Source organism: Desulfomonile tiedjei DSM 6799 (assembly GCF_000266945.1).
Lineage (GTDB): Bacteria > Desulfobacterota > Desulfomonilia > Desulfomonilales > Desulfomonilaceae > Desulfomonile > Desulfomonile tiedjei.
The window spans coordinates 2,047,223-2,061,545 of sequence record NC_018025.1; the positions used below are offsets into that span (position 1 = coordinate 2,047,223).

The following is a 14,323-nucleotide window of genomic DNA, read 5'->3' on the forward strand; positions in this document are numbered from 1 at the left end:
AACAGAGTCCGGTTTTCCTGCGGCAGGATCCAAAAAGTCCGTTGAAATTTGACTTTACACAACTCTTCTCGACAGGCGAATTCTCAATGCAAGACCCCCTTCAACAGAGAATTTATGTGGCCGGACACACAGGAATGGTTGGCTCGGCAATCTCTCGTAGACTCAAGCGTGACGGTTATCTCCTGGTAGGTCCGAAGTCTCGAGTCGATCTGCGCGACCAGCGCAGAACCATGGACATGTTCAGCGAACTCAAACCGGACCTCGTGTTTCTTGCTGCAGCAAAGGTCGGAGGAATTTATGCCAATTTGACCTATCCTGCTGATTTCATCTATGACAACCTCATGATTCAAACAAACGTGATTCATGCGTCATGCCAACATAGTGTAAAAAAGCTCCTATTCTTGGGCAGTTCCTGCATTTATCCGGCGAAATCTCCCCAACCCATAAAAGAGGAATATTTGCTGAGCGGATACCTGGAGAAGACCAATGAAGCTTACGCATTGTCCAAAATTGCCGGAATCTTCATGTGCCAATCGTATAACCGACAATACGGGACAAATTTTATTTCCCTGATGCCGGCAAACCTGTACGGTCCCGGGGACACCTTCGATCCATCGAATTCGCACGTAATTCCGGCGCTCATCCGAAAGATTCATACGGGAAAAGAATCTGGAGCAGAATCTGTGGAAATCTGGGGCACGGGAAATCCGCGACGCGAATTCCTGTACGTCGACGATCTCGCAGACGCGTGTTTATTCCTCATGGAAAATTATGATTCCAGTGAAATAATCAATGTGGGAGCAGGAAAAGAGGTGACAATCAGGGATCTCGCACACCTTATAGGAGAGGTGATCGGTTACAGAGGAGAATTCACGTTTAATGACGACATGCCGGACGGAGTACCTCAGAAATTGCTCAATACGAGCAAGATCGCCAAAATGGGATGGCAACCCTCTACTGCGCTACGAGAAGGACTCGAGAAGACCTATCAGTGGTTCCTTGACAACGTTGCAGGATCCGGCTGATACCATTTGGCTGTTGTGCACATAAGATAGCGAACGCAGGGGTGTCCTGAGCGCAGTGATTAGGCGGCTTTGCGTCGTCCGGAGCCAAAAATTCTGTGGCATATCCCGCGTGTGAATTACAGGATATTGGTAGGGACCGGCGTCTCTGCCGGTCCATCAAAGTGATATCATATTGTTAATATTGAAGATGTGCCGGCATGGAGGCCGACACCCACCAATGTTCTTTTTCTGAATCAGACATTAGTTTTGGCACTTACTATAAGGCACCATCTTCGGCATGGTAGGATGCCGCCAAAAAATTCGTCAAGAAATGTACTCAAGCATTATTGAATGAAATTATGCGGTTCTCTGAAGTGTGTCTTCCGGTGCAGCATATGTCGCAGATTAACGGCTTTCGAGAGCGTTGGAAGCTCTCCGCTAATCGCGACTCAGTCGATGAGCTTTCTCAATTCCCCTGAATCCAAAGATGAGATGTAAGTAATTTCAAATCCTGCGAAAGCGACTCTTCCTGTCATGGGATGTCTGTCCACCCATCGGCATTTGCCCTCGAAAACCATTGTGGAACTGTCGCCAAACGCACCAAAACGGATGATGAAATTCTTAACGTCACCAACGGTTGCATCGATACCTTCGATGCATACTCCTTTTTCCGAAACGTCTTTCACGGTTCCGGATTTAAAAGGATCGCCACCGTCATAAATCTTCAGGGGAAAGACCATTGGTTTCCGCGGATGTCGCCTGAGCCCCTGAGTAGAACCGTCATGCAGCGACGTATGTGTGTTCAGTTCATCCTTGCTCATGGCCCTGGCTTCCAGAAGTTTTTGAAAGATTGTTCTGAGATTCTTTGCGTTGAATTGATACTTCTCCAGCAATTCGGAAGCTGCCATTCCGGTTCGAATGTCACTGATAATCTCTTTGGCCTTGATCTTACGTTTCGGGTTCATTCCGGGACTCCTTGGGTGAAGCAGCAATTTTCGTCACCTCGGTGATACAGGACAACAATTACGGGGATTCTCTCGCTTGATACCAAGCTCATGAGGGTCGGAGAATTCACAGCGTAATTCTGAGGCACCGAGCGAGAAAATTCAACTGAAAACATGGTCAAATCGGAACCGCGCCTTTAAAAAGTTCTTTCACACTTTTAAGGACAACAAGCAGTCCCTACATTCAGTTTGAAAGATTTGAGATAAGCTCTTATCCGAATCGACACCAGATTGGCTATCTGGTTCCGAATTCCGATTTTTTTGCCCCTGCAACTATATTGAGACGTTCACCCGCTCTGCCGATAAAACGTGCAAAACGGACGATTCGCAGGCATGAGCAGAAAATCTACTCTCATCAGCTTGCTTTCTCCAATATGCTTCGGAGTTCCATAAATCTCATGAGACCGTTCCTGGTAATCATGCCGGTCATGCGGTCACCATCCATGACTACCAGCCTTCCCGACCCGGTTTGCAGCATTTTCCGAAGTGCGTCAACGAGCGAAGCCGATTCGGACGTTATTCTATCTGCGTCCAGGGGGACCATAATGTCTCTCACTGTCTTAAGATGGAAATCTTCATTGTTGATCTCGCCGAGTTGCGCCAGATTGATAATTCCCACGGGCCGGCCGTTCTCGACGACCGGAAATCCACCGTACCCGTATTTCAGAAAGTATTGCTCTGCAATCTGGTTCAACGGCAAATCGACAGGTACAGTTACAACATCTTTGACCATCACCTCCTGCACTGAGACGCCTCTCAGAGCCTGTTGCATGAGAACCTCCTGATAGCCGCCGGCAGCTATCCCTCGAAGGAACATACCTATGAGAATTAACCAGAATCCCCCTACGAGCGATCCGGTAAAGATTTGCAGCCCGCCCAGAATCATGAGAGCCCAGGCAAACCCCACACCAATGTCGGAAGCCCATTTGGTCGCGAGGGTGAGTGAGCCCGTGCGCCACCACACGAGCGCTCGCAAGATCCGACCGCCATCCAGAGGGAATCCGGGGACCAAATTGAACACTGCCAGGGCAACATTGATCCACCCGAGATAATTGAAAACTGCGAAGAGAGGCCCGCCGGTCACAATTTTTGTTAGTACCCAAAAAATCAGGGCAATAACGAGACTGCACAGAGGTCCTGCAGCAGCGATCTTCAATTCTGTTTGGGGGTCTGAGGATTCTCGGGAAATTTTCGCAATTCCCCCGAATATGAACAACGTGATTTCTTTTATTTCAATGCCGGATCGTATTGCGGTCAGTGAATGTGCAAGCTCGTGGGTAACGATGCTCGAGAAGAAGAGAACGGTCGCAAAAAAACCGATGATCCAGTACCCCAGCGTGGTGTATCCCGGATAATAAAAGGGAAAATAGCCGCTGGACAGACTCCAGAGTACGAGGAGAAATATGACGATCCAGGAATACTCCAGGGAAATAGTGATCCCAAAGACTTTGAAAAGCTTTATAGCTCCTTGAGAAGGTCTACTCTCAGTGGGCTCCAATGCAGATTCCTGAGTGCTTGACGTCATCGACACAACCCCCGTTCAGCAAATGTGAATCAAGTCCGGGAAGAACGACTCATCGTTCAAAAAGTACTTACCTCTATTGTTTGGCCCCGCATCGAATCTGTCAAGATGACCTGCTTGTCACCGGAATTCCAAGGGTGCTCGTTTCGTGTATCCGTTAAGATTGAAGTAAGGAGCTTTGCCATTTACTTATCGTAGTCGGAGACTATTCCCGCGGATAAGGTGAAGCGTTCTTGGAGGCTACAAAAAAAGTTTGTTCCGTGCTGAAGGACGAGATTCTCAATCAAAACGCGGCAGCCCGAATTTTCGCCCCGCGACTATAGCAGATGTCAGAATTGTTGTCCGATTGCGAAAAGCGCTTCTCGAAAATTGGTGGGTGCCGCCTCCGTGCCTCCGGAAAGTATCTCAAAAATCGAAGTACCCCAGATCGTGGCACGAAGTTTCCGTCATCTTCCCGACGTAATTGAAGCTCACGTAGCGATGTGGTAAGCGAAGCGAACCGCATCGGTCGAGAAAGACCTCGACTGATGCGATTCCCGCTGGTCATCGCATTCTACATTAGCTGCGCTGTCTGCCCTGCAGGGATGGCGAATCGTGGCACGATTTGTCTGCATTCGAGGATTCTGAGACCGTCTCTCCGTGCCGGCACATTTTTCAAAATGGATGAACCAGTTCGACCATGCAGAGACGCCCGCCCCAATTATTCCAATCCGGTACAATCGGTTTTAATTGAGGAATCTCACGTTCCCGGAGCACACAAGACACCTGGAATTTCCGACTTTCCGCAAGATCTGCTGCGGAATCAGAACAAGACTACTTTACGATTTTTGCCCGTTTTAGGACTTCACTCGGAATGGTGAGGTTCAATGCCTTCACCACAGTTTCGTTTATGATAATGTCAGGGTCCGTGTCCAGTTTTACTGGTACCCTGGAAATCGGGATACCTTTCACAACTACTTCGACCACCGATTCGGCCAGCATTTTTCCCATTTTTTCATCATTCGCGGCCATTTCCGCTGTCGCCCCCTTTTCCGCTCGATCGCCCGCATAGGAAAAGATCGGCTTCTTTGCCGGGTTGGCAACGCCCTGAATGCTGGAGAGATTATCTAACACCAGGGCAGTAGTGCTGATGATGAATAAATCCACCCGATTTACCTGTTGCTTAGCCCCTTCCACCAACTGGGTCACGTTTTCTGCAACGACTTCATTATAGGTTATCTTGAAACGTTCGCATTGAGCCTTTGTTCCTGCTTGCTCGATAGGTGTCGATGGGTGGCCTTTCTGGACGAGAAGGCAGACACTCTTTACATTGGGAAAAATGGACCGTATTGCTTCAAATCGTTTGGGGTAGGGGATGAAATAGGTGACTCCCGTTATCATTCCTTCAGGAGCGTTAAGGTTCGTTACGGCTCCAAGCTCTGTGGGATTGTTGCATCCCCCGACAAAACAAGGGACTTTCGGGGGGGAAGCCAGTTTACCGAGAAACTCGGCCCCATTGGAACGCAGAAATATGATCCCGTTCGAGCCGGTCTGGGCTTCATTGAAGATCTTCTCTGCGCTATTCATACTATCGAGATCTCGATACTGAACCAACTCGACCTGGGGTGCCAATTCCTTCATTCCCCATATAAAACCTGTGGAAACGCGTTTAGCCATTGCCGCTTTTCCCACCCACATCAATACCACTTTCTTCTCGGCAGACCAGGCCGCGGAGCTTCCTAGTACCAGAACGGCGGCCAACAAAGTGGTAAGCGCCAAAAAGCCTCTCATCCGTCTCTTCTGACTCATAATAGCCTCCTAAACGATACGGCAGTGTGCAATTTCAATAGGTTAAGTAAGAATGGATCTGAGGGATAAAACTAACCCCGGGACTCCGAAAAGGGCACCGAATGTTTACCTCTCAGGACCTAATACCGAATGCCCTTTCACGCAGGAATACTGAGAAAGAACATTCTTGGCTGGTCCCGGCAAGTCTCCTCCGCTGCGAACGGCGGGGCCTGATTTCGCTTCGGAGACATGCCAGGACCGGATTCAACCGAAGTTTTGGTCGCGCATCGGTATAATGCAGCACAACTGTCAACACGATAAGCAGAATACGGTCCTATAACCGTACCATCCCATTCCGTGTCAAGTCAATTTGAAACATTGCAGTCGAATTGCACCTGAAGAAGGGTAATCCAACAGCATGAACAGAATGTTGGCATTTTGAGCATTATTTGGCGAATCTTCGATCTGCGGGCTGATTTTTCGCGAAAAATATTTCATTCAGGGAGCAAAGATTCGAAAAACGAACGCGCACTGTTGAAGCATTGCTCCGGAACCAGAAATGTTCTTCTCTTCCCGACTTCCTATGCTATAATCCTTGCGAACAACTGTTCGGGAGAGCTAAGTTGCCGAAATTCGAAATTAAGCACGAAAAAACTGGCGAAGTTCTTTTCTCGGGAAAAGCGAGTTCCCTGAAAGAGCTCGTTCAGCGGGCGGTGCATTTTGGATCGGATGCATCACTGCTTCAAATGGCCGTAACGAAATTAGGTCTGAAAAAAGTTGGCAAGATGCGATTATATGGCGCAAATCTCGCAGAAGCCGATCTTTCCGAGATCGATCTCACTGAAGCTGATTTTTCAGGATCGAATCTTTCCAAGAGCAAACTGGAAGGTTCGTGTCTGAAAAAGGGTATTTTTTCAAGATGTAATCTTTCCAATACGGATATGACCCGTACCACACTCAGTGACTGTAATTTGACGGAAGCCAACCTTTTTAGGGCAAATCTGAGCAAAGCAATAATCGATACGGCCAATTTTACCGGTGCAAATCTTAATTGCGCAAACCTGGCCGGCAACAAGCTTTCGAAAGCGAATTTCACGAAAGCCGATCTCTCGGAGGCAGTATTGACGTCCTCCGATATGTCAAGAATTCAGTTGAGCGGAAACAAGCTCACCAAAGCCGATCTCTCCTGGGGTGTTTTATCCAAAGCAAGAATAGAACGGGCAGATCTTACCGGAGCAAATCTCGAACGGGCAGATCTCTCTGATGCCAAGCTAATCGGGGCAACACTTGTGAACGCGAATCTCAAGGAGGCTAATCTTTCGGGGGCGGATCTTGCCGGAGCGGATCTCACGGGCGCAGATTTGTCTGCAGCGAACCTGTCGGGCGCAAAATTGACGAACGCCAAACTCCCAAAAACGAACCTGAACGGATCGAAGCTTATCCGAGCTGAGGGATTCAACTGCGACCTGTCTGGAGCGGCTGTGCGTGATTCGGATCTGACCGGGGCAAACTTCTCATCATCACAATTGGTCGAAACCGATTTTTCAAAATCCATACTCGTAAGCGCAAATTTCTCAAATGCCCAGATGCAGGGAGCGGTACTCACCAGAACAAATCTCCAGGAAGCAGACTTTCAGAAAGCCGCAGCCCAAAATGCCGATTTCTCCCAGGCATCCGGCGAGAAGGTTGATTTTTCGGGAGCGGTCTTGCAAGGAGCAAACCTGCAAGAAGCTAACTTCTTCAAGGCAAAGCTCGAACGGGCGGACCTCAGCTCCGCGAACGTGAGTAAAGCTTCTTTCCGGGATGGAGATCTTACCCGTGTTATTGCGCTTGCTACGATCTTCGTCTCTGCTGACCTTCAAAACACATCCTTCAAAGATGCTGATGTGTCTGCGGCAGATTTCACGAACGCCAATTTTTCCGGAGTAACGATGTCCCAAGTGGCAGCCGTGAACGCCAATTTAACCGGAACCGATTTCTCTTGGGCTTTCATTGACAACACGGATTTCTCGGGAGTCAAGATCTCGGGGACCAAGATGAGAGGAGCAAAATTAACCGCTGTGAAAGGTATCAAACTCAAGAAAAAAGAAGCATGACGATTCGTTTTTCCTGAGGGGCGAATCTGGTTACAGCAATAAGACGATGACAATAATTCATATAATCCAAGTACCTATACCTTACCCGGTAAAATGGGTGAACTGCTACTATTTTGAAGACTCTATTCCGACGCTAATCGATACCGGACTCAATCTTCCCGAGTGTTACGAATCATTGGTTGAAGGCATTCGTAATTCCGGCGGTGCTGCTTCCGGACTTCGAAGGGTAGTAGCCACACACGGCCACATGGATCACGCAGGCCTCGCAGGCAAATTGCGCGATCTGAGTGGCGCCGAGATATTGGTCCACGCGGACGATCAAACCAAGCTGTTAACCGATAAGGAAACAATCGAATCGAAGATCGCTGCTTTCGATCGGATACTCCTGGAGACGGGCTGTCCGGAAGAAAAAAGAGCTGAAGCACTCGAGCCCCTGTCCGAACGTTTCAGCACCTTCATGAGCCATGCTGCTGAATGTGTCCCGCTCAACGGCGGAGAATCGATCCAATTTGACGATTTCAACCTTCGGGTTCTTCACACACCCGGTCACAGTCCGGGGTCTACGTGTTTGTTGAATGAAGCGAACGGAGATCTCTTTTCGGGAGACAGTCTCATCGACGAGCTTTATGTCGATCCAAGTTCCTCCATGGAACCTCTTTCCACGCATTTGGCATCACTGGATATGCTCGTGCATTTGCCTGTTCGCCGCGTGTATCCGGGACATGGTTCATCGTACGCGAATTTCAAGAATCGCATAAAGAGAATCCGACAATATCACGATAGACGCACTGCCAAGGTAAAAGAAATACTGCAGAATTCTGAAGCCCCCCAGTCACCGTATGCCATCGCGTCTCGGCTATTCGGTGTCGAGCAGGGTATCGATTTGCTCTGGGCCGTATCCTCCGTTCGTTTTCATCTGGAGCGTCTTGAATCCATCGGAGAAGCTGTTCGCATCAGTGCGGGGAATTCGGCATACAACTACGTTCCGGCAGTTGCGAATTCATGACAAGCCTCACAGATCCTGCCCCACATAGCATGCGACGATGGGCCATCTTTGTGGTCGGCAGCATAAATTTCGTGATATCCATGTTCTACCGGGTATCCACTGCGGTAATTAGCCCCTCTCTCGTGCACGACCTGGGCTTTACGAGCAGCCAGCTCAGCGATCTTTCCGCAGTATTCTTCTATGCATTTGCATTCAGTCAGCTTCCCATGGGAGTGGCACTCGATCGATACGGAACCAGAAGAACACTATTGGTTCTATCAACTTTCGGAGTAACCGGGGCGATTCTCTTTTCTGTCGGCGAGACTCCCAATCATCTGATCGTTGCACGCACGTTGCTGGGCATCGGGGTAAGTGGCAACCTCATGGTGCTGCTGACGCTCTTCGCTGCGTGGTTTCCCGTGAATCGATTTGGTTTTCTTACGGGTCTGGTGGTATCCATAGGGGTTCTGGGTAATCTTCTCGCAGCGACTCCTCTTGCCCTGATGAATCATTGGATCGGGTGGAGATCCAGCTTCCTGGTATTCGCACTGCTGAATGCCGCAGTAGTTGTCATATTTCTCCTGATAGCCCGAGAAAGACCTCCCGGCAGTGCTCCAAAAACGGTCAGATCCGGCGAAATGGAAAACGGGCTTTACAGCCTGTTTCGTTCTTACGGTTACTGGGCCATCAGTCTGTGCAGCTTTGTGCGGTACGGGTATTTTGCCGCTCTACAAGGTTTGTGGATTGCCCCTTTTCTCATCTACGGTCTCGGGCTTACTGAAATTGCCGCTGGAAACGCACTGTTTGTCATGGGACTGGGTTATATGATCGCTCTTCCGTTAGGAGGGTCTTTGAGCGATCTGGTGCTTCGCTCCCGACGGCAAGTCGTGATACTCTCTATGTCTCTCATGTGTCTTCTTACCTTTTCAATAGTCTTGTGGACGAAACCCGTTCCGATGTGGCTGGTCATGACGACCATGTTTGGGCTGGGTTTTTGCTCTGCTCCGGGAAATATCGCGTATGCTCACATGAAAGAACTGCTTCCGCCCGACATGGTTGCTCGTGCTCTGACAGCAGTCAATCTTTTTACAGTCCTGGGGGCAGGGGTGATCACTCACATTCTTGGTATCGCGGTGGGACCGGAACCGGCAAAATTGACGTGTCCCGAGGACTTCAGAGCGCTTTGGCTCATTGGCGGATTCAGCATAGCCCTAGTCGTCGCAGTGTATTATCCTGTTCAGGACAGCAACGTTTTGAAGCAAAAGAGAAGCTGAATCGGGAACACACCTGGTCTATTACCACAAGCCACTCCCGCGGTTCGGCCGGAAATTGACATGTGCCTGAAGGCTTGGTAAGCTCCTAGAGAGGCGAATCGTTGAAGAAATTACTCGGTCATAAGTCAACGAGAGAAGACAGCCAACGGGTCGTCATGGACGAGCCGATTTGCCGAGATTGGCGTCCGAATGTGCTCGATATTTTCATATCAATTTGCTTTCAAAGTTGGACGAAAATCCCCTCTCACCCCCCTTTATAAAGGGGGGAATGGGGGGATTTTGAATGCAAAGTGTTATGAACCCTTCACGCACACCTATCTGAAAGCGAGATCGTGAAATGCTTGGTATGCAAGAACTTGTAATAATATTGCTCATTGTGGTTCTTATCTTTGGAGCAAAAAGAATTCCCGAAATCATGAGTGGACTCGGAAAAGGAATCCGATCTTTTAAGAAAAACATGGAGGAAGATGACACACAGATCGCTCCCACAACTCCTCCTCCGCAACTGGATTCCACCACTGCAAAGGGGGAATCCGGTACTGCAAAAGACAAAATCGAACCGAAATAGTCTGCTGTCTATATTTTCGAGATCATGAGCAAAGAACGTGAATTAATGACAAATGAGTCGCTCTCGTATTGTTATATGAATTCGTTTGTATCCTTCGGAACCGGGATCGTAAAATTGCGAATAGGCATATATATCAGATGAAATTAGTAATTCTTCTATTGCGCAGCATTGCCGGATTGTCACTGAAGTATCCGCGGTCGGTAATTGCGATTTTCTTCCTGATTTCCGTAGCAGGTTTTGCCACCATACCATTCATCGTACAGAGCACGAATCTCCTCGCGGGAGTGGGAGAATCGAATCCTATCATTAATCTTACCCGGGAGAACACTGAATTTTTCGGAGAGCAGGATTCCCTTATTGTAGTTCTTCAGTTCCCCGAACCGCCCGGTGACAAGAGACTGCCGTTCATCCGTAGTCTTGGTGAGTCCATTGGGGAAATTCCCGGTGTGAAGCGAGTCCGATATAGGCTGCTCGACCCTGACGATCAGGCTCAGGTGGAGATGCTGTTCAAACAGTTCCTTCTCGGGATGAGCCCTCGGGAACGCGAAGGCATCCAGAATATTCTCAGTCCGGACGGAATCAGCGATGCGGTGAGACGAACTCGCAACCGCCTGTTTCTAACTGAAAATCCTTATATCCAAAGGAAGCTGCTCGAAGATCCGCTCGAGCTGGGACAGTTTGTCTCAAAAGCCATGGAGCGTCGCATCGGCGCTATCAGTCTGGGTGATCTTTTTCTCCTCATTTCAAGTCCTGACAGCACTATGTATCTCATTCAGGTAACACCTGAATTCCCAAGCTCGGATGTGGTAAAGGCAAAAGAACTGGTGGAGAGCTTCAACAGGTTTATGCCAAAGAAACTTGCCGAGCTCTCGAAGTCGTCCCCAGTTATAGACCGGCCTGAGGATTTGCGCTGGTACTTGACGGGAAAAACCGCTTTTCAGTATGAGTCGGATGTCATTTTCGACAAAGAAACATCCACTCTGCTCCTGGTTTCATTCGCATTGGTCGCTAGTATTTTTCTCTCGATTTACCGGAGCATTGTATCTTCCTTTATTCTGATGATCCCTCTTCTGGCCGGAATTGGACCGAATTACGGCATGTTGTTTCTTGCCTACTCCGAAGTGAATCCTGTCGTCATGGGAGCCACAGGGGTTTTGTTGGGACTGGGAGCGGAATACGGGGTACATCTCTGGGGACGTTTCCGAGAGGAATACGAAGTAAGCGGATTATTCGAACAGTCGATTTTTACTGCATACGAGCAAACCGGACCTCCGGTTATGTTAGGAGCCGTGACAGGCATTATCGCGTTCCTGTGTCTCTGTTTCTCAAAACAACCTGCGTTGGTCCAGTTCGGTTTTTTCGGTGCAGCCGGTCTGGCTTTGACTATGCTGTCCACTTTTTTCCTTGTACCTGCACTGGCAAAGCTCCTTTCAGGATTCAAGAGAGACTTGTTTCCCAGGCTGCAGGTTTCGTTTGGAATCCTTGCCCGGATGTTCGATCGCAGGTCGGCCGCCATTATCGTCATATCGTTTGTTGTTGTGGGGTGCAGCGTCTTTTTTGCGGCTCGGGTCAGCTATGAAAAAGACCTGTTCAAGGTGTTTCTCGCTCGAGACATGGAATCCATGGCAGTGTCCCAGAAGATTTCCGGTAAATTTCACTCGAATTTTTCTCAACCTACGCTCTTGAGCTTCGACGTAGACGATTTCCAGGAAGGACTGTTCATCCAACGCAGTATTGATGAAAAGATTCAAGGCCTTATGAGCAAACATCATGAGATAGCCTCGTTTGACTCCATATCCTACCTGATGGCACCTGATAAAATTCGAGATGCAAATATAGCTGCGCTTTCTCAGGTCGTTGACTCTTGGCCAAAACTCAAAAGCGTCTTTAGCCATCGTCTTCAGGTCTCGGATTTCTCGGATTCTGCGGAAAAGCTGGCCGAGAATTCCTTTGATACGATCGGCTCGCTGATTGCGGATCTCAAATCCGAGTCATCCCGGGACCGTGCAGATACAATCGCATTGGAACGTTCGTGGTACACGGCAAAGATTAGGGGCAAAACACGTTTTTTGACGCAGATCAGATACGCTGACACCATAACGGATTCCGCTGCATTGAAAGCTGCCGACGCGAGACTCCTGCAGGCTCTTTCCGATCTCCCGGTTCATGTACAGCTTTCGGGAACGCGGCAAACGATGGAAGCAGTGCTCTCGAGCCTCGTGAGTGAGTTGTTGCGGCTCGGATCCTACGCTTTTGTTTCGCTGATCCTCGTGTTCTATCTTGTTTTTCCCAATCCGCTCGGGGTAGGGCTTTGCCTGGTGCCCATGATAGGCTCCTTCTCCATCACTCTTGGGGTCATGGGATTATTGGGCCTGGGGCTGCCGTTTTCGATTGTCTGCGTTGCTCCTCTCGTATTCGGATTCAGCATTCACAATGGAATACACGTCGTAATGGGCAGTCTTCACGAAAAGGGCAGCACAGTGGCCACAACCATGAAGAGAGTAACCCCTCGCGCCGTGCTCACATCTTTGACTATCATGGCCGGTTTCGTGGCGATGATTACGTCAGAGCATTACTCCATGGAATTTCTGGGCTGGGCGATGGTGGTGGGCATGCTTTCTGCGGTGCCTCTTACTCTCGTAACATTGCCGGCCCTGTTGAAAGTAATCTTACAGCGATTCTCACCTCAGAAAGCCGCTTAACCGGCATCATATTTCCACAGGTTGCTGTCGCTTCCATTGTCGACTGAGGATTCTCTCATCACAATGCGTATGCCAGCGAAATGGAGCGATTGCCAAAAATCTTGCCGTTGATCCGACACTCCAATACAAGATATTGATGGGGACCGGCGTCCCGCGTCCCGAAACTGTCTCAAAATTCTCGAATCCACAAGAATCGTGCCACGATCTGGGTTATAGCTGTTATCGAAAGTCTTGACGGAATCCAATGCCTGCAATGGGAAGAATCAGTAGCGCCGGCGTCCCTGCCGGCGATAACTTATTGCTTTGTTTGGTGAATTGTTCGCCGGCACGGAGGCCGGCGCTACCAATTGCTGGGAACTGCTCTTCACAATCCGTGATTACTTTCGAGAATCGGTATAAATTTCGATTTTTGAGACAGTCTGTCCTCGTCGGTCCATTCTGTTGATATCATTCATCATATTGAAGAAGTGCCGGCACGGAGGCTGGCATCCACCAATATTGCTAATCTTCAATCGAACAGTCAACGGCCATAGCATCCCGAAACAAATCCTCGCAATCGGCATCCCAGTTGTTGGAAGCAATACCAAACTCAAGTACTATCGGCTCATTGAGCGGATAGTACTTGAGTTTGGTATTGCTTCCCGAGTCACCACTGTCTAACGTATAGGATAAAGTATAATCTCAACTAGTTATAAGGAAATACGATGTCTTTTGCAGATCAAAGCGCATTAACGGATCGGACAGTGCAGCCTGTTGGAACACCTGTGCAGCAAAGCATAGAAACCGCCACCTTTGCCTTAGGCTGATTCTGGGGTCCTGACTCCCGGTTCGGGAGCATCAAAGGTGTCATTCGTACTCGTGTAGGCTATACGGGCGGGACAAAACCCAGTCCCACATATCACAGTCTCGGCGATCACACGGAATCTCTACAAATCGATTACGATCCCAAAGAAATTTCGTATGAAGACATCCTGAATGTCTTCTGGAGAAGCCACGATCCCACTCAACGGGCGTGGTCGAGACAGTACAAGGCAGCCGTGTTTTATCATAATGCACAGCAGAAAGCTTTAGCCGAGAAGACCCGAGATCGCGAAGCATCTCAAAGAAACGGTCAGATAGTGACGGAGATTCTTCCTGCAACGGCTTTTTATAACGCAGAACCGTATCATCAGAAGTTCAGACTCCAGCAGAATAGGGAATTGATGCTTAGAATTCTTGAGGTGTATCCATCATTCGAAGATTTTGTCGATTCAACTGCGGCCGCACGGTTAAATGCATACCTCGACGGCTACGGTACGGCGGAATTTCTTCGAGAAGAGCTGGAAAAAGCGGGGCTGTCTTCTGAAACAATAGACGAATTCATGACATATGTGGAGCCCAGGAAAAAGTTCCAGAAATGAG

10 protein-coding genes are annotated in these 14,323 nt (G+C 49.0%); 7 read left to right on the plus strand and 3 right to left on the minus strand.

The window, feature by feature from the left end; genetic code table 11:
• Positions 1-86: 86 nt before the first annotated feature.
• Complete coding sequence (locus tag DESTI_RS08575; RefSeq protein ID WP_014809573.1) at positions 87-1,025, plus strand: GDP-L-fucose synthase family protein; 939 nt, start codon at positions 87-89, stop codon at positions 1,023-1,025.
• A gap of 428 nt (positions 1,026-1,453) precedes the next feature.
• Here DESTI_RS08575 and DESTI_RS08580 read toward each other — a convergent pair whose 3' ends face one another.
• The 3 genes from DESTI_RS08580 to DESTI_RS08595 all read right to left on the minus strand — a co-directional run bounded on the left by DESTI_RS08580 (position 1,454) and on the right by DESTI_RS08595 (position 5,318).
• Positions 1,454-1,969, minus strand: a complete 516-nt coding sequence (locus DESTI_RS08580) for a PilZ domain-containing protein (protein WP_014809574.1) — start codon at positions 1,967-1,969, stop codon at positions 1,454-1,456.
• Positions 1,970-2,363: 394 nt separating this feature from the next.
• On the minus strand, positions 2,364-3,533 hold the full coding sequence (locus DESTI_RS08585; RefSeq protein ID WP_014809575.1) for a site-2 protease family protein: 1,170 nt from the start codon (positions 3,531-3,533) through the stop codon (positions 2,364-2,366).
• Positions 3,534-4,343: 810 nt separating this feature from the next.
• Entirely contained in the window at positions 4,344-5,318 is a 975-nt protein-coding gene (locus DESTI_RS08595; RefSeq protein WP_014809576.1) for an ABC transporter substrate-binding protein, read from the minus strand.
• A gap of 602 nt (positions 5,319-5,920) precedes the next feature.
• Here DESTI_RS08595 and DESTI_RS08600 point away from each other — a divergent pair.
• The 6 genes from DESTI_RS08600 (at position 5,921) to msrA (ending at position 14,322) form a co-directional block, all read left to right on the plus strand.
• Entirely contained in the window at positions 5,921-7,393 is a 1,473-nt protein-coding gene (locus tag DESTI_RS08600) for a pentapeptide repeat-containing protein (protein ID WP_014809577.1), read from the plus strand.
• Between the two features lie 46 nt (positions 7,394-7,439).
• Complete coding sequence (locus DESTI_RS08605) at positions 7,440-8,399, plus strand: MBL fold metallo-hydrolase (RefSeq protein ID WP_014809578.1); 960 nt, start codon at positions 7,440-7,442, stop codon at positions 8,397-8,399.
• Positions 8,396-9,652: an MFS transporter gene (locus tag DESTI_RS08610; protein ID WP_014809579.1), complete on the plus strand. Its 1,257-nt coding sequence runs from the start codon at positions 8,396-8,398 to the stop codon at positions 9,650-9,652. The genes DESTI_RS08605 and DESTI_RS08610 overlap by 4 nt, the downstream gene beginning before the upstream one ends.
• Positions 9,653-9,989: 337 nt before the next feature.
• A complete protein-coding gene (gene tatA / locus DESTI_RS08615; protein ID WP_014809580.1) occupies positions 9,990-10,220 on the plus strand; it encodes a twin-arginine translocase TatA/TatE family subunit in 231 nt (76 codons plus the stop codon).
• Between the two features lie 137 nt (positions 10,221-10,357).
• A complete protein-coding gene (locus DESTI_RS08620) occupies positions 10,358-12,922 on the plus strand; it encodes an efflux RND transporter permease subunit (protein WP_014809581.1) in 2,565 nt (854 codons plus the stop codon).
• Between the two features lie 743 nt (positions 12,923-13,665).
• Complete coding sequence (gene msrA, locus DESTI_RS08625; protein WP_014809582.1) at positions 13,666-14,322, plus strand: peptide-methionine (S)-S-oxide reductase MsrA; 657 nt, start codon at positions 13,666-13,668, stop codon at positions 14,320-14,322.
• Position 14,323: the final 1 nt, after the last annotated feature.

Coding starts and splice junctions, on each gene's coding strand:
- DESTI_RS08580 (WP_014809574.1), bottom strand. CDS start 1,969: ATGAACCCGAAACGTAAGATCAAGGCCAAAGAGATTATCAGTGACATT.
- DESTI_RS08575 (WP_014809573.1), top strand. CDS start 87: ATGCAAGACCCCCTTCAACAGAGAATTTATGTGGCCGGACACACAGGA.
- DESTI_RS08610 (WP_014809579.1), top strand. CDS start 8,396: ATGACAAGCCTCACAGATCCTGCCCCACATAGCATGCGACGATGGGCC.
- DESTI_RS08605 (WP_014809578.1), top strand. CDS start 7,440: ATGACAATAATTCATATAATCCAAGTACCTATACCTTACCCGGTAAAA.
- tatA (WP_014809580.1), top strand. CDS start 9,990: ATGCTTGGTATGCAAGAACTTGTAATAATATTGCTCATTGTGGTTCTT.
- DESTI_RS08620 (WP_014809581.1), top strand. CDS start 10,358: ATGAAATTAGTAATTCTTCTATTGCGCAGCATTGCCGGATTGTCACTG.
- DESTI_RS08595 (WP_014809576.1), bottom strand. CDS start 5,318: ATGAGTCAGAAGAGACGGATGAGAGGCTTTTTGGCGCTTACCACTTTG.
- DESTI_RS08585 (WP_014809575.1), bottom strand. CDS start 3,533: ATGACGTCAAGCACTCAGGAATCTGCATTGGAGCCCACTGAGAGTAGA.